The organism is Rhodococcus sp. 2H158 (assembly GCF_053764755.1).
Window position 1 is genome coordinate 165,833 of record NZ_JBSNCE010000010.1, and the last position, 22,809, is coordinate 188,641.

25 protein-coding genes and 1 tRNA gene are annotated in these 22,809 nt (G+C 71.5%); 10 read left to right on the forward strand and 16 right to left on the reverse strand.

What is annotated here, in order from left to right:
• Nucleotides 1–121: 121 nt before the first annotated feature.
• Together ACWPOB_RS12185 and rsmI are read right to left on the reverse strand one after the other, a co-directional pair.
• Nucleotides 122–1,516: an alanine/glycine:cation symporter family protein gene (locus ACWPOB_RS12185; RefSeq protein WP_100057762.1), complete on the reverse strand. Its 1,395-nt coding sequence runs from the start codon at nt 1,514–1,516 to the stop codon at nt 122–124.
• Between the two features lie 33 nt (nt 1,517–1,549).
• A complete protein-coding gene (gene rsmI / locus ACWPOB_RS12190) occupies nt 1,550–2,410 on the reverse strand; it encodes a 16S rRNA (cytidine(1402)-2'-O)-methyltransferase (protein ID WP_455400969.1) in 861 nt (286 codons plus the stop codon).
• A 71-nt stretch (nt 2,411–2,481) separates the two neighbouring features.
• On the opposite strand from rsmI, the gene ACWPOB_RS12195 reads away from it, so the two are divergent.
• Nucleotides 2,482–3,990 (forward strand): dolichyl-phosphate-mannose--protein mannosyltransferase, encoded by a 1,509-nt coding sequence (locus ACWPOB_RS12195; RefSeq protein ID WP_455400988.1) that lies wholly within the window; start codon nt 2,482–2,484, stop codon nt 3,988–3,990.
• Here ACWPOB_RS12195 and ACWPOB_RS12200 read toward each other — a convergent pair.
• The 4 genes from ACWPOB_RS12200 to mscL form a co-directional block, all read right to left on the reverse strand.
• Complete coding sequence (locus tag ACWPOB_RS12200; protein WP_455400970.1) at nt 3,941–4,501, reverse strand: class I SAM-dependent methyltransferase; 561 nt, start codon at nt 4,499–4,501, stop codon at nt 3,941–3,943. The two genes, ACWPOB_RS12195 and ACWPOB_RS12200, sit on opposite strands and share 50 nt — an antisense overlap.
• Nucleotides 4,494–6,146: a BCCT family transporter gene (locus ACWPOB_RS12205; protein WP_455400971.1), complete on the reverse strand. Its 1,653-nt coding sequence runs from the start codon at nt 6,144–6,146 to the stop codon at nt 4,494–4,496. Before ACWPOB_RS12205 ends, ACWPOB_RS12200 begins: the two co-directional genes overlap by 8 nt.
• A gap of 66 nt (nt 6,147–6,212) precedes the next feature.
• Nucleotides 6,213–6,575 carry a GntR family transcriptional regulator gene (locus ACWPOB_RS12210; protein ID WP_006944937.1) on the reverse strand — a complete coding sequence of 121 codons (363 nt, stop codon included), beginning with the start codon at nt 6,573–6,575 and terminating at the stop codon, nt 6,213–6,215.
• An 81-nt stretch (nt 6,576–6,656) separates the two neighbouring features.
• On the reverse strand, nt 6,657–7,082 hold the full coding sequence (mscL, locus tag ACWPOB_RS12215) for a large conductance mechanosensitive channel protein MscL (RefSeq protein ID WP_455400972.1): 426 nt from the start codon (nt 7,080–7,082) through the stop codon (nt 6,657–6,659).
• Nucleotides 7,083–7,176: 94 nt separating this feature from the next.
• Here mscL and arsC point away from each other — a divergent pair, with 94 nt between their 5' ends.
• Nucleotides 7,177–7,524 carry an arsenate reductase (glutaredoxin) gene (gene arsC, locus ACWPOB_RS12220; RefSeq protein ID WP_100056681.1) on the forward strand — a complete coding sequence of 116 codons (348 nt, stop codon included), beginning with the start codon at nt 7,177–7,179 and terminating at the stop codon, nt 7,522–7,524.
• Between the two features lie 33 nt (nt 7,525–7,557).
• Here the strand turns inward: arsC and arcA are convergent, their stop codons facing one another.
• Entirely contained in the window at nt 7,558–8,763 is a 1,206-nt protein-coding gene (gene arcA, locus ACWPOB_RS12225) for an arginine deiminase (protein WP_455400973.1), read from the reverse strand.
• Nucleotides 8,764–8,879: 116 nt separating this feature from the next.
• Here arcA and ACWPOB_RS12230 point away from each other — a divergent pair, with 116 nt between their 5' ends.
• Entirely contained in the window at nt 8,880–9,347 is a 468-nt protein-coding gene (locus tag ACWPOB_RS12230; RefSeq protein WP_100056683.1) for an FABP family protein, read from the forward strand.
• A 4-nt stretch (nt 9,348–9,351) separates the two neighbouring features.
• Here the strand turns inward: ACWPOB_RS12230 and ACWPOB_RS12235 are convergent, their stop codons facing one another.
• Nucleotides 9,352–9,969, reverse strand: coding sequence for a response regulator (locus tag ACWPOB_RS12235; RefSeq protein ID WP_455400974.1), 618 nt, complete (start codon nt 9,967–9,969; stop codon nt 9,352–9,354).
• Nucleotides 9,966–11,147: a sensor histidine kinase gene (locus ACWPOB_RS12240; RefSeq protein ID WP_455400975.1), complete on the reverse strand. Its 1,182-nt coding sequence runs from the start codon at nt 11,145–11,147 to the stop codon at nt 9,966–9,968. The genes ACWPOB_RS12235 and ACWPOB_RS12240 overlap by 4 nt, the downstream gene beginning before the upstream one ends.
• A gap of 112 nt (nt 11,148–11,259) precedes the next feature.
• Between ACWPOB_RS12240 and ACWPOB_RS12245 the strand changes: the two genes are divergently transcribed.
• Nucleotides 11,260–12,330, forward strand: coding sequence for an FtsX-like permease family protein (locus ACWPOB_RS12245; protein WP_100056684.1), 1,071 nt, complete (start codon nt 11,260–11,262; stop codon nt 12,328–12,330).
• Nucleotides 12,331–12,391: 61 nt separating this feature from the next.
• Nucleotides 12,392–13,054, forward strand: coding sequence for an ABC transporter ATP-binding protein (locus ACWPOB_RS12250; protein WP_100056685.1), 663 nt, complete (start codon nt 12,392–12,394; stop codon nt 13,052–13,054).
• Between the two features lie 3 nt (nt 13,055–13,057).
• Here the strand turns inward: ACWPOB_RS12250 and ACWPOB_RS12255 are convergent, their stop codons facing one another.
• The 3 genes from ACWPOB_RS12255 to ACWPOB_RS12265 form a co-directional block, all read right to left on the reverse strand.
• On the reverse strand, nt 13,058–13,918 hold the full coding sequence (locus tag ACWPOB_RS12255; protein ID WP_100056686.1) for an SDR family oxidoreductase: 861 nt from the start codon (nt 13,916–13,918) through the stop codon (nt 13,058–13,060).
• Nucleotides 13,919–14,093: 175 nt separating this feature from the next.
• Complete coding sequence (locus ACWPOB_RS12260) at nt 14,094–14,237, reverse strand: hypothetical protein (protein WP_006944955.1); 144 nt, start codon at nt 14,235–14,237, stop codon at nt 14,094–14,096.
• 110 nt (nt 14,238–14,347) lie between these two features.
• Nucleotides 14,348–14,423, reverse strand: a tRNA-Ala gene (locus ACWPOB_RS12265).
• 99 nt (nt 14,424–14,522) lie between these two features.
• On the opposite strand from ACWPOB_RS12265, the gene ACWPOB_RS12270 reads away from it, so the two are divergent.
• Together ACWPOB_RS12270 and ACWPOB_RS12275 are read left to right on the forward strand one after the other, a co-directional pair.
• Nucleotides 14,523–16,172, forward strand: coding sequence for a LuxR C-terminal-related transcriptional regulator (locus ACWPOB_RS12270; protein WP_455400976.1), 1,650 nt, complete (start codon nt 14,523–14,525; stop codon nt 16,170–16,172).
• Complete coding sequence (locus tag ACWPOB_RS12275) at nt 16,169–16,960, forward strand: class I SAM-dependent methyltransferase (RefSeq protein WP_455400977.1); 792 nt, start codon at nt 16,169–16,171, stop codon at nt 16,958–16,960. The genes ACWPOB_RS12270 and ACWPOB_RS12275 overlap by 4 nt, the downstream gene beginning before the upstream one ends.
• 85 nt (nt 16,961–17,045) lie before the next feature.
• Here the strand turns inward: ACWPOB_RS12275 and sepX are convergent, their stop codons facing one another.
• The 4 genes from sepX to ACWPOB_RS12295 all read right to left on the reverse strand — a co-directional run bounded on the left by sepX (nt 17,046) and on the right by ACWPOB_RS12295 (nt 20,964).
• A complete protein-coding gene (sepX, locus tag ACWPOB_RS12280) occupies nt 17,046–17,900 on the reverse strand; it encodes a divisome protein SepX/GlpR (protein WP_100058505.1) in 855 nt (284 codons plus the stop codon).
• 225 nt (nt 17,901–18,125) lie between these two features.
• Entirely contained in the window at nt 18,126–18,761 is a 636-nt protein-coding gene (locus ACWPOB_RS12285; protein ID WP_100058504.1) for a GNAT family N-acetyltransferase, read from the reverse strand.
• On the reverse strand, nt 18,761–20,020 hold the full coding sequence (glp, locus tag ACWPOB_RS12290; protein WP_455400978.1) for a molybdotransferase-like divisome protein Glp: 1,260 nt from the start codon (nt 20,018–20,020) through the stop codon (nt 18,761–18,763). Before glp ends, ACWPOB_RS12285 begins: the two co-directional genes overlap by 1 nt.
• 32 nt (nt 20,021–20,052) lie before the next feature.
• Complete coding sequence (locus ACWPOB_RS12295; RefSeq protein ID WP_006944965.1) at nt 20,053–20,964, reverse strand: UTP--glucose-1-phosphate uridylyltransferase; 912 nt, start codon at nt 20,962–20,964, stop codon at nt 20,053–20,055.
• 62 nt (nt 20,965–21,026) lie between these two features.
• Here ACWPOB_RS12295 and ACWPOB_RS12300 point away from each other — a divergent pair, with 62 nt between their 5' ends.
• From ACWPOB_RS12300 to ACWPOB_RS12310, 3 genes are all read left to right on the forward strand, one after another.
• Entirely contained in the window at nt 21,027–21,632 is a 606-nt protein-coding gene (locus tag ACWPOB_RS12300; protein WP_455400979.1) for a 5-formyltetrahydrofolate cyclo-ligase, read from the forward strand.
• Between the two features lie 69 nt (nt 21,633–21,701).
• Nucleotides 21,702–22,001 carry an FmdB family zinc ribbon protein gene (locus ACWPOB_RS12305; protein ID WP_006944967.1) on the forward strand — a complete coding sequence of 100 codons (300 nt, stop codon included), beginning with the start codon at nt 21,702–21,704 and terminating at the stop codon, nt 21,999–22,001.
• Between the two features lie 98 nt (nt 22,002–22,099).
• Nucleotides 22,100–22,798, forward strand: a complete 699-nt coding sequence (locus ACWPOB_RS12310; RefSeq protein WP_455400980.1) for an RcpC/CpaB family pilus assembly protein — start codon at nt 22,100–22,102, stop codon at nt 22,796–22,798.
• Nucleotides 22,799–22,809: the final 11 nt, after the last annotated feature.

Genomic DNA, 22,809 nt, shown 5'->3' on the forward strand with positions numbered 1-22,809 from the left:
CTCGTCGACCGGATCGTCAACGGAGTTCCGCCCACGTTGGTCGCGGCCCTGATCGTGGCCGTCGCCGTGTTGCTGATCGTCGCGCTCTCCTCGGCCGCGCCGTAGCGGCGGCCGGTCGCGCCTACCGGGCCGGCGTGCTGCTGTTCTTCTCGCCGAGCAGGTACGGATCGCGGGCGAGGTACTCCTTCGTCTCGCGGGCGATGAGACCCGAGAGGACGAGCAGGCCGACCAGGTTGGGCAGTGCCATCAGCCCGTTCATCACATCGGAGAAGTTCCACACCACCTCGAGCTCGGTGGTGGCGCCGACGTAGACGACGAGCACGAAGATCGCCCGGTACGGGAGGACGCCGCCCCGGCCGACGAGGCGTTCGACGCAGCGGTCGCCGTAGTACGACCACCCGAGAATCGTCGAGAAGGCGAAGAACACCACGGAGATCGTGACGATCCAGCTACCCCAGTCGCCGCCGAGGCCCTCCGAGAAGGCGAGCGAGGTCATCGCCGCGCCCTGCTCGCCGGACTTCCAGGCGCCGGTGGTGATGATGACCATGCCCGTGAAGGTCACGACGATGATCGTGTCGATGAACGTCTGGGTCATCGACACGAGGCCCTGCCGCACCGGATGGGTGGTCTGCGCCGCGGCGGCGGCAATCGCGGCGCTGCCCATACCGGACTCGTTGGAGAAGATGCCGCGGGCCACGCCGTAACGCAGGGCGATCATGAACACCGAGCCGATGAAGCCGCCGGTCGCGGCGGTCCCGGTGAACGCGTCCGAGAACACCAGGGCAAACGCCTGCGGGATGTCGGTGATGTTGACCGCGAGGACGATGATCCCGGCGCCGACGTACAGCAGGATCATCGCGGGCACGAACCCGGCGGTGACCTTGCCGATGGACTTGATGCCGCCGAGCAGCACCGCGGCGGCGAGCACCGTCATGACGATGCCGGACAACCAGGTGGGCACCCCGAAGGTGGAGTCCATCTGGGTGGCGACGGTGTTGGCCTGCGTCATGTTGCCGATGCCGAAGCTGGCGAGCACGGCGAACACCGCGAACATCAGGCTCAGCGCCAGGCCGAACTTGTTGGGGATGGCGCGGGCCAGGTAGTACTGCGGGCCGCCGGACTGCTCGCCCTTGGCGTCGGTGACGCGGTACTTGACGCCGAGGAACGCCTCCGAGTACTTGCTGGCCATGCCGACGAGACCGGTGACCCACATCCAGAACAGGGCGCCCGGGCCGCCGAAGTAGATGGCAGTGGCGACACCGGCGATGTTGCCGACGCCCACGGTGGCGGCCAGCGCGGTCGTCAGCGCCTGGTACTGGGAGATGTCACCCTCGGTGGCGTCCGGGTCCTTGCGGATGATCAGCCCGAGCCGCAGGGCCGGCCACAGCTTGCGGAACTGCACGCCCCGCAGCCGCACCGTCAGGATCACGCCGGTGCCCAGCAGCAGCGGTATGAGCAAGTACGGCCCCCATACCACCGACGCGACCTCGACGAGGAATTCGTTCACCGACTCCATCCGTACCTCCTGCTGCGCGGTAAGGGGCAGAGTCTACGACGACGGCTCGTCCTGCCGCGCGGCCAGTACCGCGTCGTACAGCTCGCGTTTGGACACCCCGGACGTCGCCACCTGCGCGCACGCGTCCTTCAGCCGCACTCCGTCCGCCACCAACCGTTCCACCGCGTCGACCAGCTCGGCCGGTTCCGCGACCTGCGCCGACGCGCCCTCGAGCACGACGGTGATCTCGCCGCGCGCACCGTCGGCCGCCCACTGCGCCAGCTCGGCGAGCGTGCCGCGACGCACCTCCTCGTAGGTCTTGGTCAGCTCCCGGCACACCGCGGCGCGCCGCTGCCCGCCGAGCACGTCGACGGCGTCGGCGAGGCACGCGGCGAGGCGATGCGGGGCCTCGAAGAACACCACCGCGCGCGGCTCGGCGGCGAGGGTCTGCAGCCAGGCGCGACGGGCCCCGGCCTTGCGCGGTGGGAAGCCTTCGAAGCAGAACCGCTCGACCGGCAGCGCGGACAGCGCGAGTGCGGTGGTCACCGCGGACGGGCCGGGCAGGCACGTGACGGGCAGCCCGGCCGCGACGCACGCCGACACCAGGCGGTAGCCGGGGTCGCTGACGGACGGCATGCCGGCGTCGGTGACCAGCAGCACCGTCTTGCCGGCCTCGACGTCGGCGACCAACGCCGGCGTCCGGGCGGCCTCCACCTGGTCGTAGAAGCTGACCACCCGTCCGGTGACGGTGACCCCCAGCGCGGCGGCGAGCGCCCTGGTGCGACGGGTGTCCTCGGCCGCGACGACGTCGGCGCTGCCGAGCGCGTCGCAGAGCCGTTTCGAGGCGTCGCCGATGTCGCCCATGGGGGTGGCGGCGAGCACGAGCCGGCCCTGTCCCGGATTGTCTGCCTGCATGCGTCTCAGCCTACGATCGGGACGTGACCGTGACGGACGAGCGCCCTGCCGTGGCATCGGACCGCCGCCGGATGAACAGCCCGGGCCCGACGGTGCCCGCACCGGATTTCGGTCCGGTCGACCGCGGCCGGGGCTGGGTGGTGACGCTGTTCGTCACCGCGATCGCGGCGATCACCCGGTTCACGATGCTGCACTACCCCACCGACGCGAAGACGCCGGTGTTCGACGAGAAGCACTACGTCCCGCAGGGCTGGCAGGTGCTCACCGGCGGCGGGATCGAGGACAACCCCGGTTACGGCCTCGTCGTGCACCCGCCGGTGGGCAAGCAGCTCATCGCGCTCGGCGAGGCGCTGTTCGGTTACAACGGGTGGGGGTGGCGGTTCTCCGCCGCCGTCGCCGGGACGCTGCTGGTCCTGCTGGTGGTGCGGATCGTGCGGCGGCTGACCCGCTCGACCCTGCTGGGCGGCCTGGCGGGGATCCTGCTGATCGCCGACGGCGTCACGTTCGTCTCGTCGCGCCTCGGGATGCTGGACATCTTCCTGGCGCTGTTCGCGGTCGCCGCGTTCGGGTGCCTGGTCGTCGACCGGGACGAGGTGCGGGAACGCATGGCGCGCGTGCACGCCGAGGGACGCATCGCCGACACGGTGTGCGGTCCCCGGCTGGGCGTGCGGTGGTGGCGGTTCGGGGCCGGTGTGCTGCTGGGTCTGGCGGTGGGCACCAAGTGGTCGGGGCTGTATCTGATCGCGTTCTTCGGGCTGATGTCGGTGGCGTTCGACGTCGCCGCCCGCCGGGCCTACGGCGTGCGACGGCCGTGGCTCGGGACCGGGCTGCGCGACGTCGGTCCGGCGCTGTACGCGCTGGTGGTGGTGCCGCTCGGGGTGTACCTGGCGACGTTCTGGGCGTGGTTCGCCGGCGAGACCGGGGTGTACCGGCACGCGGTGGGTCGTCAGATCGGCACGGACGGGGCGTTCACATTCGTGCCGGACGCCCTGCGGTCGCTGTGGTACTACAGCGCCTCCGTGCTCGAGTTCCACTCGGGGCTGACGAACTCGGCCGGCAACCTGCATCCCTGGGAGTCCAAGCCGTGGACGTGGCCGATGGGGTTGCGTCCGATGCTGTACTACTTCGCCGACGGCGAGCAGATCCGTGGGTGCGGCGGCGAGCAGTGCGTCAAGGCGGTCATGCTGGTGGGCACCCCGGCGATGTGGTGGCTGGCGCTGCCGATGCTCGCGTGGGGTGGGTGGCAGCTGCTGGTGCGGCGGGACTGGCGGTGGGCCGCGGTGCTCACCGGTTACGCGGCGACGTTGCTGCCGTGGTTCGCGACGCTCGACCGGCAGATGTACTACTTCTACGCGGTCCCGCTCGCGCCCTTCCTAGTCATGGGGCTGGCGCTGGTGCTCGGCGACGTCCTCGGCTCGCCGCGGGCCTCGGCCGAGCGACGCTCGACCGGCCTGCTGGTCGTGTGCCTCTACGTCGGCCTGGTGGTGGCGAACTTCGTGTGGCTGTGGCCGATCCTCACCGCAGCGCCGATCACCGTGGAGACGTGGCAGCAGCAGTTGTGGCTGCCGAGCTGGCGGTGACGTCCGCCGGCGCGGCCCGCACGCCGATGGTCCGGTCGCGCTCGACGATGTCGACGATCGCGTAGCCGCAGCGCGAGAGCAGCGCGCTGATCCGCATCGACACCGGTCCGAGGGCGAGGCCGGGCGGCGGTTCGTCGAACACCCACAACTCGCCCTCGGGTCGCAGCAGCGACGCGACGGCCGTCGGCACGGCCGGGTCGTCGCTGCGGAAACCGGGGACGTTGACGGCGAAGACCAGGTCGAACGATCCCGGCAGGTCGACGCCGGGGAATTCGCCGACGCGCAGTTCGGCGAGCCCGACGTCGAGTCCGTCCCGGTTGCGGCGACGAGCCCGATCGATCTGCGTGGCCGAGCGGTCCACGCCGACGACACGGCCGCGGCGGCGCAGCCGCTCGCACACGAGTGCGACGGCGACACCCCCACCGCAGCCGATCTCGAGCACGTCGCTGCCCGGCTGCGGGTCCATGGCCTCGACCGCGAACGCGATCCGCGCCGGCACGGCACTACTCATTCGACGTCCGTTCTTCTCCGCGCCGCGCCGGGGACCGGTACTCGGCGCGCCGCAGCAACCGCCGACCGCGTGGGGACACCAGCGGGTCCCGCGACAGGTCCCGGTACAAGGACACGCACAGACCCACCATGACGAGCACGAACGGCGCCGCCGCGATGATCGTCATGGTCTGCAAGGCGGTGAGGGCATCGGCACCGCCCGTCCACAGGAGCAGGGCGGCGACGCCGCCGGTGAGCACACCCCAGAACACCACGACCCGACGGTGCGGGGAGAGTGTGCCGCGCTGGGACAGTGTGCCCATCACGATCGATGCGGCGTCGGCCCCCGAGACGAAGAAGATGGCCACGAGCACCATCACGACGGCGGCCGAGATCGTGAACAGCGGCAGATTGTCGAGCATGCCGAACAACTGCGCCTCGGTCGTGCCGACGTCGGCCAGGCCGAGGCCGTCGCGCTGCTCGCCGATGGCCGCACCACCGAACACCGCGAACCACACCAGGCTCACCGTGCTGGGAACGACGATGACCCCTACGACGAACTGGCGGACGGTGCGGCCACGGCTGATGCGGGCCAGGAACATCCCGACGAACGGCGTCCACGAGATCCACCATGCCCAGTAGAAGACGGTCCACGAGGAGAGCCACTCGGCGACCTCGGGGCTCGACGCCGCGGTACGAGCGGACATGCGGGCCAGATCGGCGGCATAGGCGCCGAGGGTGGTGGGTACGAGATTCAGGATCAGCACGGTGGGGCCGACCACGAAGACGAACGCGGCGAGCGCGAGCGCGAGCACCATGTTGATGTTGGACAGCCACTGGATGCCACGAGCCACACCGGACACCGCGGAGGCGACGAAGGCTGCTGTGAGCAGCGCGATGATCGCCACCAGCAGCAGCACCCCCGTCTCGTCGAGCCAACCGGTCACCGCGAAGCCGGACCCGATCTGCAGGGCCCCGAGGCCGAGCGACGCGGCGGTGCCGAACAGCGTGGCGAACAGGGCGAGGATGTCGATGACCTTCCCGACGGGTCCCTCGGCGCGACGGCCGAGCAGCGGCAGGAAGGCGGAACTGATCAGCTGCTTACGCCCCTTGCGGTAGGTGCCGTAGGCGATGGCCAGACCCACCACGGCATAGATCGACCACGGGTGCAGGCTCCAGTGGAACATCGTCGTCGCCATCGCCGGTCCCACGCCCCCGGCTGTGCCCGGCGGCGGTGTCACGAAATGGGCCAGGGGCTCGGCGACACCGAAGAACATCAGGCCGATGCCCATACCGGCGCTGAACATCATGGCGATCCAGCTGACGGTGCGGAACTCCGGCACCTCGTCGTCCTTGCCGAGCGGGATCCGTCCGAACCGGCTCAGGGCCAGCCAGATCGAGAAGACCACGAAACCCGACGCGGTGAGCACGAACAGCCACCCCAGGTTGACCACCAGCCAGTCCAGTACCGCCCCCGTCACGGCGGCGAAATTGTCCGGTGCGAGCAGTCCCCAGACGACGATCGACACCACGATCAGGGCCGTCGGGACGAACACGGCCGGATCGATCACCGGCGCGGTCCGTAGGCGCAACCCGCCCGGGCGAACCGAAACGAGCCGGCCAGGCGGAGCGTCGTGCGGATTCGTCGGTTCGTCCGGAAGGCCCATGATGTAAACCTCGTCCACTTCCCTGCCGAGCGCAACCGTCACCGCCCCAGCGGGAATTCGGACGAGTCACGCGCCCCGCAGCGCCGCGACGACGAACTCGAGCACCTCGTCGTCGGACATGCCGAGGGTGCGCAGTTCGCGGACGTAGCCGGTGGCGGCGCGCTGGGCGAGCGTGCGGGTGGGGTCACCGGACTCGGCTACGAACGTGCCCGCCCGGCCCCGCGTCTCGATGATGCCGAGGTGCTCGAGCTCCCGGTAGGTCTTGGCCACGGTGTTCGGGGCGATGCCGAGGTGTTCGGCCAGCCCGCGGACGGTGGGAAGCTTGGTGCCGGCGATCAGCTCGTCGCGCCGCACCATCGTGACGATCCGCTGGCGCAGCTGCTCGTACGGCGGGACCGGCGAGTCGGGGTCGATGACGATGTCGAGCATCGGGGCGTCCTCAGGTGGGCAGGTGGTGCGTCGAGGCTAACAGTGCGGGCCGACCGTCCCCGACTGCGCCGCGGGGCCGCCTCAGACCCGCGCCTTGTCCTCGTCGGCGTCCGCGGCGCGGGTGTAGCTGCCGGTCTCGAGCAGATCGCGGATCTGGATCAGCAGGTCGGTCTCGCTCAGCGGCTTGTCGCCCTCCTCCTTGGGGGCGAACTGGGCCTTGGCGGTGTTCACCGGCAGGATCAGCACGAAGTAGACGACCGCGGCGATCAGCAGGAAGTTGATCACTGCCGACACCACGGCACCGATGTTGACGAACGTCTCCGGGCTCGAGGTGATCTGGAATCCCCAGCCGTACTCGTTCGCGCCGCCCACCGAGGCCACGAGCGGGTTGACGATGTGGTTGGTGAAGGCGGTGACGATCGCCGTGAACGCGGCACCGACGACCACCGCGACGGCGAGCTCGACCACGTTCCCGCGCAGCAGAAAATCCCGGAATCCCTTCAGCACGACACCTCTCCTGTCCCTCGCCGACGCCGGACGATGGTAGAGACCGGCCGCGCCGCACTCAACCGGAGCGGGTGCGGCACGGCAGAATGTGGCCATGGCAACGACCGCGACGATCTACCACAACCCCCGGTGCAGCACGTCCCGCAACACCCTGAAGGTGCTGCAGGAGGCGGGCCTCGAGCCGACCGTCGTCAAGTACCTCGAAACCCCGCCGTCGCGCGACGGGCTGCGCAAGCTGCTCGACGACGCCGGGCTCGTGCCGAGCCAGGCGATCCGGCGGAAGGAGGCACTGTTCGCGGAGCTGAACCTGACAGACGCCTCCGAGGACGAGCTGCTCGACGCGATGGTGAAGCACCCGATCCTCATCGAGCGGCCGATCGTGGTCACCGACAAGGGCACCGTCCTCGCCCGCCCGGTGGAGAAGGTGCGCGAGATCCTCTAGGTTCCGGCCGCTCGCCCGCGCCGGACGCGCCGGTCAGCCGCGGGCGAGCGGGCAGGACATGCAGCGCGGCCCGCCGCGTCCGGAGCCCAGTTCGGACCCGGCGATGCGCAGCACCTCGATGCCCGCGTCCTCGAGGCGGGTGTTGGTCTCGATGTTGCGTTCGTAGGCGACCACCACGCCGGGCGCGAGGGCGAGGGTGTTGTTGCCGTCGTCCCACTGTTCACGCTCGGCGACGACCGGATCGAGGCCGGTGTCGATGACGCGAAGCTTCTCGATGCCCATCGCGTCGGCGGCCGCCTCGAGGAACCCGCGCGGCCCGCTGATCCGGACGTCGCCGTTCTCCCGGCGCAGAGTAAAGGCCTGCAACGTTTCCCGCACCGCGGGGTACATCACCACGGCGTCGACGTCCACCATGGTGCACACGGTGTCCAGATGCATCGAGGCCCGCTGCTGCGTGATCGGCACCGCCAGCACGGTGTGCGCGAGACCGTCCTCGAAGACGCTGCGCGCCAACGCTTCCGCACCCGCCGGTGTCGTGCGCTCCCCCACGCCCACGGCCACGACTCCCGGGCCGAGCAGCAGCACGTCGCCGCCTTCGACCGGCGCCGTGTGCGATTCGTAGGCGCGGCGCACCCCCAGGAACCGCGGATGGAACGCGTAGATCAGATCGGTGATCGAGGCTTCCCGGCGTCGGGCCGGCAGTGCCAGGGTGGGGATCGCGACCCGCGGGCCGATCCAGAACGACGAGTCGCGGGTGAACAGCAGGTTCGGCAGCGGCTCGATCACGAAGTCGGCTCCGTGATGCATCAACCGCACCAGCGACGGCGCGGCTCCGAGGCCCGCGGCGGGCAGTTCGTCGAACGTCATGCCCGCGACGAGGACGCGGGTGAGATCCGCGGCGGACATCGCGCGCAGGTGGGCGGCGAGTTCCTGTGCCAGCCCGTGCCCGAGCCGGCGCGGATCCACCGCGGACGACACCCCCTGGACGCGGGCGGCCCCGCTGACCTCGAGGGTCTCGGTGAGCAGGTCGGACAGGAGCAGCACCTCCACCCCCCGCCCGCGCAGCAGGTCGACGAACGCGTCGTGTTCCTCCTGCGCCCGTGCCACCCACGGCAGCGCGTCGAACAGCAGCTGGTCGTTGTTGCGGGGAGTCAGGCGTTCGAGCTCCGCGCCCGGCCGGTGCATCAGCACCGCCCGCAGCGACCCCACCTCGGAATCCACACCCAGCTGAGCGTTCATGGATTAGACCGTAATGCCGCGGGCCGCCGCGCGGCGCGCCGAAACTCCGCGAAGCCGGCCGGGTGCCCGCCCGGCGATGGCAGGATCGACGGTGCCCGACGACCGAGGAGACCCACATGACCGACACCGGCCCGCTCGGTGATCTTTCCGCCTTCGCCGGCCGCTGGGTGGGCGGCGGCGAAGGCCACTACCCCACCATCGAGGACTTCACCTACGACGAGACCATCGAGTTCACCCCCACCCCGGGCAAGCCGTTCCTGATGTACGTCAGCCGCACGAAGAACCCGGGCACCGGTCAGCCGATGCACACCGAGAACGGATACCTCCGTCTCGCCGATCACGAGGTGGAGCTGCTCGTCTCCCAGCCGACCGGGTTCGTGGAGATCCAGCGGTCGCGGCTCACCCACGGCGTCCTCGACTTCACCACCGTGCACCTCGAGCGCTCTCCCCACGCCAAGCCGGTGCACGAGCTGCGACGGCGGTTCGTCCTCGACGGCGACGAACTGTCCTACGACCTGTGGATGGCGCACGCGCAGACCCCGCTCACCCACCACCTGCACGCCCGGCTGCGACGCGCCGGATAACCGTTCACAGCAGGCCGCGCTCGCGCGCCGCCGCGACCGCCGCGGTGCGCGAGTCCACGCCCAGCTTCGAGAAGGCATGCACCAGATGGGACTTGACGGTGGCCTCGCTCACGAACAGTTCCTTGGCGACGGCCCGGTTGGAGAGCCCCCGCGCCACCGCGCCGAGCACGTCGATCTCGCGGGCGCTCAGCTCCACCCGCGGCGTCTGCATGCTGCGGTAGAGCCGTTGCGCCACACCGGGATCCAGCACTGTTTCGCCCCGGGCGGCCCGGGCCACCGCGTCGACGAGCACGGCCGGGTCGGCGTCCTTGAGCAGATATCCGGCCGCCCCCGCCTCGACCGCGCGCAGGATGTCGGAGTCGGTGTCGTAGGTGGTCAGCACCAGCACCTTCGGCGGATCCGGCGCGGAAGCCAGTTCGGCCGTCGCCTGCGCCCCGTCCATCCCGGGCCCGAGCCGCAGGTCCATCAGCACCACGTCCGGGCGGTGCGCCGCGTTCTGCGCGACGGCCTCCCGACCGGACGCAGCCTCGGCCACCACCTCGAGCCCGGGCTCCGACGCGAGGAGGGCACGCAGCCCCGCCCGCACGACGGGATGGTCGTCGACGAGCAGTACCCGGATCACGGCAGTACCCGCACGGGAAGCGTTGCCGCCACGGCGGTTCCGTCGCCCGGCGCCGACTCGAGGAAGACCGTGCCGCCCAGCTCGGCGAGCCGCTCCCGCATGGCGGTGAGCCCGAACCCACCGCCCGAGCCCGTGTCGCGGACGTCGAAGCCGACGCCGTCGTCGACCACGTCGAGCCGGACCTCGTCCGGGGTGTAGGCGAGGGTGACCCGCACGCGCCGCGCGTGGGCGTGCAGCCGGACGTTCGCCAGCGCGCTCTGCGCCACCCGCAGCAGCGCGACGTCGAACCCCGTTGGCAGCGGTAGAGTTTCGCCGTCCACGCGCAGTTCGGCGTCGATGCCGGTGTCGGCACGCAACCGGTCCAGGATGCGGCCGAGGGCCGCCGCGAGCGGCGCATCGTCGAGATCGGACGGACGCAGCTTGTCGACGACCCGGCGGGCCTCGACGAGATTGCGCCGCGCCGTCTCCTCGATCCGGCCGAGCAGCGCCGCGGTGTCGTCGCCGGCCCGCAGCCCGGCGCGGGCGAGCAGCAGGATCGACGAGAAGCCCTGGGCGAGGGTGTCGTGGATGTCGCGTGCCAGCCGGGCCCGCTCGGCGGTGGCACCGGTCTCCCGCTGCAACCGCACCAGCTCGTCCTGGGCGTCGAGCAGTTCGCGGTGTGCCTCGGTGAGCTCGGCGAGCAGCGCGTCGCGCTGCTCGGCGTCGCGCACGAGCTGCCGGTAGATCAGGGCCGTGCCGGACGCGACGAGCGCCCCGAACAACGGGCCGACGACGGCGGCCGTGGCGTTGGCCGTGCCGTGGCCCAGGCTCGCGGCGATCGCGACCGCGGTCAGCGCCGCCGTCGCGGCGAACGCGGCGATCGTGGGCAGCAGGTGGAAGCACAAGAAGAACAGCGCGAAGGCGAGCCACACGAAATCCGGTGCGAGCACCACCAGCGCCAGCCAGCCGGCCAGCAGCACCGCCAGCCAGATCCCGCCGCGGGACCCGCGCCGGGCGAACCACAGCCCCGAGACGTACCAGGCGAATTCGGCGCCCGCGAGGACCAGCACCCCCGGGGTGCCGCCGCCGCGCAGCAGCCCGACGAGCAGCAGCAGTACGAACAGCGCGTGCTGGCCCAGCTGCATCGCACGTAGCACCGGGACCGTCCCCTCGGGGCGGTGCTGTCGGGCGGTCTGCATTTCACCGACGCTAACACCGCCGCGCACGCCGCCGCCTCCCACTTTCGATTGATCCGGGAACCCATCCACCGGGCGATGCGCCGGCATCGCCGCACCGGGCACCGTGGAACTCATGTTCCTCGCACTGCGCGATCTGCGCTTCGCCACGGGGCGCTTCGCCGTCATGTCGGCGGTGCTCGTCCTGGTCTCGTTTCTCGTCGTCATGCTCTCCGGCCTCACCGCGGGCCTGGGCAACCAGTCGGTCGCCGCGATCCGCGGCATCGGCGCCGAGCACTTCGCCCTCGACGGCGGTGGCACCGATCCGTCCGACCTGTCGTTCGGGGAGTCCACCGTCACGGACGCGCAGCGCACCGCCCTCGCCGCGCAACCCGGCGTCACCGACACTGCCGTGCTCGGCGTTGCCCCCGGACGAGTCGGTGCGGGCGGGCGTGAGGTGATGGCGGCACTGTTCGGGGTCGTTCCCGGCTCCTTCGCGGCACCGGCGGCCCTGCGCCCGGCGACGGCGGCGGTCGACGCGCAACTCGCCGCCGACAACGGCTGGTCGCCGGGCACCGTCCTGACCGTCGGCGGGCGTGAGGTCACCCTCACCGCTCTCGTCGAGGACTCCTATTACAGCCATCAGCCCGTGGTGTGGCTCGACCTCGGCACCTGGCGCGAACTCCCCGCGACGGCCGGCGCCGACGGGACGGTGATCGCGCTGCGGACCGGTCCCGGGTTCGACGCGGTCGCGGCCGCGACCGCGACCGGCACGAGCGTTCTCGACACGTCCGCGACCCTGAACACCATCGGCTCGTACACCTCCGAACGCGGGTCGCTGCTGCTGATGCAGGGCATGCTGCTCGTCGTCGGCGCCCTCGTGGTGGGTGCGTTCTTCACGGTGTGGACCGTCCAGCGCAGCCGGGACATCGCGGTGCTGCGCGCGGTGGGCGCCTCCACCTCCTATCTGCTGCGCGACGCCCTCGGACAGGCCGCGGTGGTGCTCGTGCTCGGCACCGGCCTGGGCACCGTCGCCGCGACAGCCGCGGGAGCGGCCGCAGCCACCGTCGTGCCGTTCACGCTGAGCGCGGCCACAACCGTGCTGCCGTTCGTCGCGCTGGTCGGCGTCGGCCTCCTCGGGGCCGCGGCGGCCGTCGCACGCATCGGGTCCGTCGACCCGCTCACCGCGCTCGCCGCGGCCCACTGAGCTGTTCGAGAGACACCCCCGCTGTTCGAGAGACACCGACCCGTTCGAGAAAGGCACCACCATGAGCGTGCGGCTCACCGACATCGTCCTCACCTATCCCGACGGCGACGCCACGCTGCGCGTCCTCGACGGCCTGGACTTCCACGCCGAGCCCGGCGAGACGGTCGCCGTCACCGGTGCGTCCGGATCCGGCAAGTCGAGCCTGCTGGCCGTCGCGGGGCTGCTCACCGTGCCCGACTCCGGCCGGGTCGTCCTCGACGGCGTGGACACCACGGGCCTCGACGCGGCGGCCCGCACCCGGCTGCGGCGCGAACGGATCGGCTTCGTGTTCCAGCAGGCGAATCTGCTGCCCTCGCTGACCGCCACCGAACAGCTCTCGCTGATCGCCCACCTGAGCGGGCGACGGCTCGACCGGGCCCACGCCCGCGACCTGCTCGCCGCGGTGGGCCTGACGCAGCAGGCCGACCGCCGCCCGCACCAGCTCTCCGGCGGGCAGCGGCAGCGGGTCGCGATCGCCCGGAGCCTCGTCAACGATCCGGCGGTGCTGCTGGTCGACGAGCCGACGTCGGCGCTGGACGCCGAGCGCAGCCGGGAGATCGTCGAGCTGCTCGAACGGATGGCACGCGAACGCGACGTCGCCGTCGTGATGGTCACGCACGATCAGGAGGCGCTGCGGGCGGGAACACGGCTGCGCGAGTTCGCCCTCGACAAGACGCCCGCCTGAGCGTCACCGGCGGGTTCGCACCGCCTCGAGCGTGCGGGAGAAGTAGTTGTTGGCGAGCTGCATCACCACGTTGTACGGAGGCGCGAACTTGCGGGCCCACCAGTAACCGAAGCGCACGTCGAACGACGTGTACACCAGGAAACGGTTCTTCCGGATCCCGGCGAGAATGCACCCGGCGACTTTCTCCGGCGACGCGGCGTGCCGCTCGAACCGCGCGGTGAGCTTTCGGGCGGCAGGATGGTCGCGGTCCACGCCGACGATCTGCACCGAGTTCACCAGCGGGGTACGCACGGCGCCGGGCACGACGAGCGAGACCCCGATACGGTGCCGGTGCAGGTCGAAGCGCAGCACCTCGGAGACCCCGCGCAGGCCGAACTTGCTCGCGCTGTACGCCGCGTGCCACGGCAGGGCCAGCAGGCCCGCCGCGGAGGAGACGTTGACGAGGTGCCCGCCGCGGCCGGCCTCGATCATGGGGGGCACGAAGTTCTCGATGACGTGGATCGGGCCCATCAGATTGACATCGACCATCTGCTTCCAGTGGCGGTGCTCGAGGGCGTCGACCGTGCCCCACACCGACGTTCCGGCGACGTTGGCGACCACGTCGAGGGTGCCGGCGCGGTCGTGGACGTCGGCGGCGAAGGCGGTGACCGCGTCGTAGTCGGAGATGTCGAGGGCGGCGGCGTGCAGCACCGACCCACCCCCCTCGCGCACCGTCCGCACCGTGTCGTCGAGACCGTCGTCGGCGAGGTCGGTGAGCACCAGTTCGGCACCCTCCGCGGCGGCGGCCAGGGCCAGTGCCCGGCCGATGCCGCTGGCCGCCCCGGTCACGAGGAACTTCCTGCCGCGCAGGTCCTTGATCGCCATCTCCGCCCCCGATTCGTCGTGTGCGGGTCACCTTAGCGCGACGCGATCCGCCGCGGCGCCGCGCAGGCGCCGCGGTGAGAGGGGCTGGAGGCGCATGGGACCGCCGGCCGTGCGCTCGACAGTGCGTCCTGTGCGCGACGAACGCGCGCGGGCGGCACCGATGCGCGCGGACGGGTCAGAGGCGCTGGGCCATCTCCTCCTGGTACTTGCGGATCGTCTCCTCGATGCCGTCGGCGTCGGCCTCGCGCCCTTCGCTGCGGGCGCTGTCGGCACGTTCGCGGAGCACTCGAATAGCGCGCCGCAGTTCGTCGTCACTCATTCTGTGTTCCATGCCACACAGTCTCCCCGACCTCGGGCCGGTTCGGCCGGCAATCGGCAGCACGGCATCGACGACGAAGGGCGCCTCCCTGTCCGGGAGGCGCCCTTCGGTGGTGGAGCTGAGGGGAATCGAACCCCTGACCTCTTCGATGCGAACGAAGCGCGCTACCAACTGCGCCACAGCCCCGCGGGTTCCGTTCGGAACCGCTCGCAAACTGTAGCAAACCAGCGAGCCGGAGACGAAATTGCGGTATCGGCACAGGTCACGGCGGCGGACAATCGACCTGTGGATGCAGTGCGCCTCCGCGGGGAACAGGCCCTGCGGGAGGGTCGGTGGGCCGCCGCGCTGGCCGACCTGACGTCGGTGGCGGCCGCGACCGACGATCCGGCGACGTGGCTCGGCATCGGCGAGGCGTCGTGGTGGCTCGGGCGCCTCGACGACAGCGTCGCCGCCTATCGCAGGGCCTACACGACGGCTTTCCGGAGCGGCGACCGAGAGAGCGCGGTTCGCTGCGCGGCGTGGCTGAGCATCAGCTACACGTCCGATTTCGGCAATCGGTCGGTGGCCCACGGTTGGGTCCGCCGGGCGCAGCGACTGCTGCCCGAGGGTGCACCGGGCGCGTTGCACGCCCTGGTTTGGGTGGCACACGCCCACCGCCTGCTTCCGGACGCCGCGGCGGCCGCGCCGTGGGCGGCGCGCGCCCTGGACGCCGCACACCGATGCGGCGACCGGGATCTCGAACTGGTGGCACTCGCCCAGTCCGGTCACGTGGCTGTGGCCCGGGGCGACCTGGAACCCGGATTCGCGCTGCTGGACGAGGCCGCGGCGGCCGCCCTGGGCGATGCGGACCGCCGATTCGACACCGTCGTGTTCGTCTGCTGCGACATGCTCGGCGCGTGTGCGCTCGCCGGCGACACCCGTCGCGCCGACGAGTGGTGCCGCGTCGCCGAGGACTTCACCTCCCGCTGGGGGTGTCCCTTCCTGTACGTCGAGTGCCGCACCCTCTACGGGGCACTGCTGCTCACCGCGGGCCGTTGGGCGGAGGCGGACCGGCTCCTGACGGCGGTTCTCACGCTCGACGAGAAGGTCTGCCCCGCCGTCCACGCGCGCGCCGCCGCGGCCCTCGCCACGCTCCGGATCCGGCAGGGGCGGCTCGACGAGGCCCGGGCGATGCTGGACCGATCCCGCCGCCCGACCGCGGAGCTGGACACCGCCCGCGCCGAGGTCGCCCTCGCCGACGGCGATCCCGCAACCGCCCGGCGGCTGCTCGAACGTCGCGGCACCGCGTCCCTGCTGTGTGCCCGGGCCCAGGCGGCCACGGGCGACCTGAACGCGGCGACGATCACCGCGGCGGCGCTCGACCCCGACGGTCCCGAGGCCGCGGAGGCGTCGGCGCTGACTGCCGCGGCGCGGGGCTGCGTGACGGCCGCGGTCGATGCCTTCGAGACGGCCGCTGCTCGCTGGGCTGAGCGCTCGGCGCCGTTCGAGGAGGCGCGATGCCTGCTCGAACTGGCCGAGTCGGCGATGAACGACGATCCTGTCCTCGCGACCGCACGCGGGCGAACGGCGGTGACGATCTTCCGGGAACTCGGAGCCGTCGCCGCCGCGGACCGCTCCGCGGCCCTGTTGCGGCGTCTCGGGGTGCGCGGCCCCGGCATCCGCGCCACCACTCGTGCCGGCCCGGACCCCGACGGCGGCCTCACCGCCCGCGAGCGTGAGGTACTGGACCTGCTCGCGGTGGGCTTGACGAATCCGGAGATCGCCGGTCGGCTGTTCGTCTCCCGCAAGACGGTGGCGCACCACGTGAGCCACATCCTCCGCAAGCTCGGCGTGCGGAACCGCTCGGAGGCCGCCGCGTATGCCGCCGCCCACCCGGAAGATGGGTCACCTGCCCGATGCGCCGCACCCGGGCGCGGCGCCACCCTCGGTGTATGACGAACACAACCGAGAACTTCGGGATTTCACCGGCGGCCGCGGAGGTGTACGAGTCACGCTTCGTACCCGCGATCTTCGCGCGGTGGGCGCCACGGCTGCTGGACCAGGCTGCGGTCACGACGGGCACGCGGGTGCTGGACGTGGCATGCGGAACCGGGATCGTCGCGCGCGTAGCCGCCGACCGGGTAGGCCCGTCGGGACGGGTGGCCGGTGTCGATGTCAGCGAGGCCATGCTGGCGGTGGCGCGGCGGTTGCGTCCCGACCTCGAATGGCACCGGGGTGACGCCGGCGCGCTGCCGTTCGCGGACGGTTCGTTCGATGCGGCGCTGTGTCAGATGGCGCTGATGTTCTTTCCCGATCGTGTACGGGCGCTGCGCGAGATGCGCCGCGTAGCGACGGAGGTGGTCGCCGTGTGCGTGCCGGCCGCGTTGGACGAGCAGCCGGCATACCGAGACTTCGTCGACGTCGCGGTCCGGCACGCCGGCCCGCCCGCGGCGTCCCTCCTGGGCACCTACTGGAGTTGTGGGGACCGCGACGAGCTACGGGGATGGTTCCGCGACGCCGGACTCACCGTCGATCGGTTCACCACGCACACCGGAAGCGCGCGGTTCCCGTCCGTGGATGCGATGGTGGCGACCGAAGTCGAGGGCAGCCCGCTGATCGAACGGCTCGACGCCGGGATGTACGAGGCGATCACATCGGAGGCCCGATCGGTGCTGGCCCGGTTCACCGGCGCGGACGGCTCGGTGTCGGCGCCTCTCGTGGCACACATAGTCACCGCGCGCTGAATACGAACCGCCCCCGAGCGAATGTATCGCCCGCTACCACTGAGGAGATGAACGATACATTCGCTCGGCCCGAACGGATCGGTGGCTACTCCCCGGATGCCCGGCGCACCGGGTAGTCGTCGGCGTCGTAGCGGGGTTCGTACGTCTCGTAGGCGGGCTCGTCGTCCGTGTAGTGGTCCAGGTGCTCGAACACCGGGTCCTCGTCGTCCACCTCGAGCACCACCGCGCCGGGGCGTCGCAGCCGGGCCGGGACCAGGCGCAGCTCGTCGTCACTGTGTGACTCGACGCCGAGCCGCGAACGGTTCAGGCGTGCCATGCGACGGCGGCGGATCTCCTGCTCGACACGCACCTGACGACGGAGGTAGATCAGGTAGCCGGCGAGGGCGACCGTCGCGACCGTGCACAGCCACCACAGAGCCGACGAGACGATGAGGGCGAGGGCGGCGGTCATGATCGCGGCGAACAGCAGGCCGAGCATGGTGCGCTGCCGGAACTCGTAGCGCGCGGCCCGGGCCATGGCGTCGGCCTGCGGGTCGAATCCGCCGCGTCCGCGGCGCTGGGGCACGAACTCTCGGGCGGGAGCCCGGTCGGGACGGTCCTCGAAGTCGATGTCGGTGTCGTGGTCGGTGTCGAGCTGTGTGTCCATGCGGTCCTCCGCTGGGTGGCGGTGTCTGCGGTCGTCCACCGTGCGGGCGCGACCGGAGTCGTCGCCGGCTGTGGGACGGGCGGAATCCCGACTCGGGCGCCAGTGGGGGTCGGTGCGATGACCGGCGGCCGGCCCGCGCGGGGCGAGTGGCTCGTCGTCACCTCGGTGCAGGACCCTGGTTGCGAGTGCGGCGTCGGTCGTCTGGCGAATACGGGGGCGCTTCGTGACCAGCATGGGCACCAGAACGAACAACCACACGGCAACCAGCCCGATCCACAGGAGCGAGTTCGGCATTTCGGCGGCCCTCCTCCCAGTTGTCGCCTACCAGTCCGTCGACGCCACTGACCCCGTCAGGTTAGCGGCCCGGAAGCCGTCACCCGGACAGAAACGCCGACTCAGATGACTACAGCTGTCACACGAGTCACGCGAATCATGTGACACTCTCTTCACTCTAGTCACAGAGATATAGGACCGTGTGGGTATTACTACGCAGCGATGCACGTAATCTGCGTTACAGGGTCAGGCCCAGGTGGCCCGGCCGCCCCGGATCAGCACATCGGACACGCTTCCGGGAACCTCCTCGACCGTCATGGCGACCAGCAGATGGTCGCGGAAGCGCCCGTCGACGTCGAGGTAGCGCTGCAGCAGGCCCTCCTCCCGGAAGCCCACGTTGCGCAGGACCGCGCGGCTCGCGACGTTCTCCGGCCGCACCGTGGCCTCCACCCGGTGCAGTCCGGCCGGCCCGAAGCAGTGGTCGAGCCCCAGTGCCACCGCCGCCGTCGCTACGCCCAGACCGTTGACGTGCTTGGCCACCCAGTACCCGATCCACGCCGACCGCAGCGCGCCGCGCACCACGTTGCCCACGGTGACCTGCCCGCAGAACTCGCCGTCGAGCTCGATCGCCATCGGCAGCATGTGACCCCGGCGGGCCTCCGCCCGCAGGCTGCGGTACAGTCCCGGCCACACGGTGATGTGATGGCGCATCTCCCACGGCACGTCGCCGGTGGGTTCCCACGGCTCGAGATGCGCCCGGTCCCGGACCCGCAACCGGCTCCACGCCGCCGCATCCCGCAGCCGGATCGGCCGCACCGTGACCAGGCCGCCGGCCACCCGCAGCGGGCCCAGCTCCGCCGGCCATCCCGGATGACGGCTCATCAGCCGCGCTGTCCGAGGAACGCGACGTCCACCGGATCACCGGTGCGCACCTCGGTCACCTCCGGGTCGATCAGCACCAGGCAGTTCGCCTCGGCCAGGGTCGCCAGCAGGTGCGACGACGCGCCCGCCGCCCCTCCGAGCGCTTGGACCATGTACTCGCCGGTCGCCTCGTCGCGCATCAGCTGCCCCCGCAGGAATCCCTTGCGGTCCGGGATCGAGGTGATCGGCGCGACGGTACGGGCGGTGACGACGCGGCGCATCGGCTGCCGGCGCCCGAGCGCGATACGGATCAGCGGCCGCACCATCACCTCGAACACGACCAGCGCGCTGACCGGGTTGCCCGGCAACAGGAAGGTGGGCACCTCGTCGCGGCCGAGCTGGCCGAACCCCTGCACCGAACCGGGGTGCATCGCCACCCGCTCCACTTCGAGCTTGCCGAGGTCCGACAACGCCTCGCGCACATCCTCGAGCGCGCCGCCACCGACGGCTCCCGCGACGACGACGATCTCGGAGCGGATCAGCTGGCCCTCGACGACCTCCCGCAGGCGCTTCGGGTCGGTGCTGGCGATCCCCACGCGGTTGACGTCCGCGCCGGCGTCGCGGGCGGCCGCCGCGAGCGCGTACGAGTTGACGTCGTACACCTGGCCGGGCCCCGGGGTGCGGTCCACGTCCACGAGTTCGCCGCCGATCGAGATCACCGAGAGCCGGGGACGCGGATGGACCAGCACCTTGTCGCGGCCGACCGCCGCGAGCAGCCCGACCTGGGCGGCCCCGATGATGGTGCCGGCCCGGACCGCGACGTCGCCGGGCTGGACGTCGTCGCCGGCCCGGCGCACGTAGTCGCCGGTCCGGACGGGACGCAGGACCTTGATGCGCGCGCGGCCACCGTCGGTGCGGTCGAGCGGGAGGACGGCGTCGGCGAGGGTCGGCAGCGGCGCCCCGGTGTCCACCCGTACGGCCTGCCGCGGCTGCAGCCGGATCGGTTGACGCGAGCCGGCCGAGACCTCCCCCACCACGGGCAGGGTCAGCTCGATCGGCTCGCCGTCCTCGCCGGTCCGGTCGGTGCCCGCGCCCTGGACGTCGACGCTGCGCACCGCGTAGCCGTCGATCGCGGCCTGGTCGAAGCCGGGCAGGGGCCGCTCGGTGACCACTTCCTCCGCGCAGAGCAGCCCCTGGGCCTCGGAGATGGCGACCCGGACCGGCCGTGGCGCCACCGCCGCCGCCGTGACCCTGGCCTGTTGATCCTCGACCGACCGCATACCGCTTCTCGCCCTCCCGACCTGTCGCGCCGTCAGTGCTTCAGGCGCTCGACCAGCCACTCCCGCAGGGAGGGGCCGTACTCCTCGCTGTTCAACGCAGAGTCAACCGCAGCGCGCAGATAGCCGCCGGGATTTCCGAGGTCGTGTCGAGTGCCGCGATGCACCACCACGTGCACGGGGTGGCCCTCCTCGATGAGCAGTGCGATCGCATCGGTGAGCTGCAGTTCGCCGCCCGCACCGGGGGTGATCCGGCGCAGCGCGTCGAAGATCGCCCGATCGAGCAGATAGCGACCGGCGGCGGCGAAGGTGGACGGCGCATCCTCGGGCGCCGGCTTCTCGACCATGCCGACGACCTTCAGCACGTCCGGGTTCACGGCGTCGGGCACCTCCTCGACGTCGAAGACGCCGTAGGCGCTCACCTGATCCTTGGGCACGTCGATCGCGCACAGCACCGTGCCGCCGCGCTTGGCACGCACCCGCTGCATGGTCTCGAGGACGCCGCGCGGCAGCACGAGGTCGTCCGGGAGCAGCACCGCGATGGAGTCCTCGTCGGGATCGAGGGCGACCTCGGCGCACGCGACGGCGTGCCCGAGCCCGAGCGGCTTCTCCTGCACCACCGACTCCACCTCGAGCAGGCCCGGCGCCTTGCGGACCTTCTCGAGCAGGTGGTACTTGCCGCTCTCCTTCAGCTTCGACTCGAGGACCAGGTCCTCGACGAAATGCGCGACGACGCCGTCCTTACCCGGAGCCGTCACGATCACCAGGCGCTCGGCACCCGAGTCCGCGGCCTCCCCCGCCACGAGCTCGATTCCGGGCGTGTCCACCACCGGGAGAAGTTCCTTCGGCACGGTCTTGGTCGCGGGCAGAAAGCGCGTACCGAGACCGGCTGCGGGAACCACCGCCGTCCGGAAGTGGCCGGCTTCACCGGTCGCTCTGTTCGTCATAAACACCCACCCTAACTTTCGGCTACCACCCGGTAGATACGTCAGATCCTAAGGTGGCGGATATGAGCGCACTCTCCAAGTCGGAATGGCGGGCCCGAATCGTTGCTGCGCGACGGGCCCGCAGCGACGGGGAGCGCCGCGGCGAGGACGACGCCCTCGCCGCGGCGGCACGGTCGCTGGCCCCCGCCCGGGCGACGGTCTGCGCGTACGTGCCGGTCGGTTCGGAACCCGGGGCGTTGTCCCTGCTCGACGCCCTGCGCGAGGCCGGAAACCGGGTGCTGCTCCCGCTCACCCGCCCGGACAGCACCCTGGACTGGGCGCAGTACACCGGCCCCGGCACCCTCGCCCCCGCCGGGTACGGCCTGCTCGAACCCATCGGGCCTGCGCTGGGCCCGGAGGAGGTACGGCGGGCGCACACCGTGGTGGTGCCGGCGCTCGCAGTGGACGAGCGCGGCGTGCGGCTCGGTCGCGGGGCCGGCTTCTACGACCGGACCCTGCACCTCGCCGCTGCCGACGCCGTCCTGGTCGCGGTGGTCCGGGACGACGAACTCGTGCCGGAGCTGCCGGAGGATCCCCACGACATCCGGATGGGCTGGGCCCTGACCCCCGGCCGCGGCCTGGTGCCGCTGAACGGGTCGCGCGACACCGGGAATAGAGCACCCAGGTAGCCACGTTGGCACTGTCAGCTGTAGAGTGCTAATGCTGCGGTCGCCAACCAATTCGCGGAGGATCCACCGGTGCCCACTTACTCCTATGCCTGTACGTCCTGCGACAACCGATTCGACATCGTGCAGTCGTTCACCGACGACGCCCTGACGGAATGCAACGAGTGCTCGGGCAAGCTGCGCAAGCTGTTCAATTCGGTCGGCATCGTCTTCAAGGGCAGCGGTTTCTACCGCACCGACTCCCGCGGCGGAGGCAGCACCGCCAGCGAGCCGGCCAAGTCCGACTCGTCGTCCGGCAGTTCGTCGAGCACCTCGTCGTCGGACTCCTCGTCGTCGAGCACCTCGTCGGCACCGGCCGCAGCCGCGAGCTGACACGGTTTCATCCACAGGCGGACGGTTCATCCACAGTCCGCCCGTGACCGGCACTTCACCGGGCCGGCGGGCACGGCCGAACTCGTAGGGTTCGGGCCATGCCCGCCGGCCCGTTCTCGTTCCCGCCCCTGCGGAATCCGCTCGATCCCACCCTGCCCGACCGCCTCACGGCACTGACACGGCCGGGCTGGGCGCGCACCGTCGCCGTCCGCCGCGCGATCGCGGCCGGTCTCGTCGGGGTCGCGGCGGTCTCCGCCGTCACCGGCGGCCCGTCGGGCGACCGGACCCGCACGGTCGTCGCCGCCCGCGACCTGCGGCCCGGGCAGACCCTCACCGTCGACGACGTCACCGTCGTCGAGCGCGACTCGTCCCAACTCCCGTCCGGGGCACTCACCGACCCCGCCGAGGCGATCGGCCACACCCTGGCCGGACCGGTGCCCGCCGGCGAAGCCCTCGTCGGGGTGCGGATGCTCGGGCCGCGGCTGGCGGCGTCCGCCACCGGCGACGCGGCGGCCCGGGTGGTCCCGGTCCGCCTGGCCGATCCCGGTGTCGGAGATCTGCTGCGCGAAGGCGACCTCGTCGACGTCCTCACCGTCGCCGAGGCCGGCTCCCCGCCGTCGGGCGCGGGACCGGAGGTGCGGGTGCTGGCCACGGGGGCGACCGTCGTGCTGGCCCAGGGAAGCGATGAGACGAACGACCGCGGCGAGAAGGTGGTCCTGCTCGCCCTGCCACCCGAGCCGGCGACGGCTGTGGCCGCCGCGTCGCTCGTGAGCGCACTGACGGTGACCCTGCACTGATCCGGGCCTGG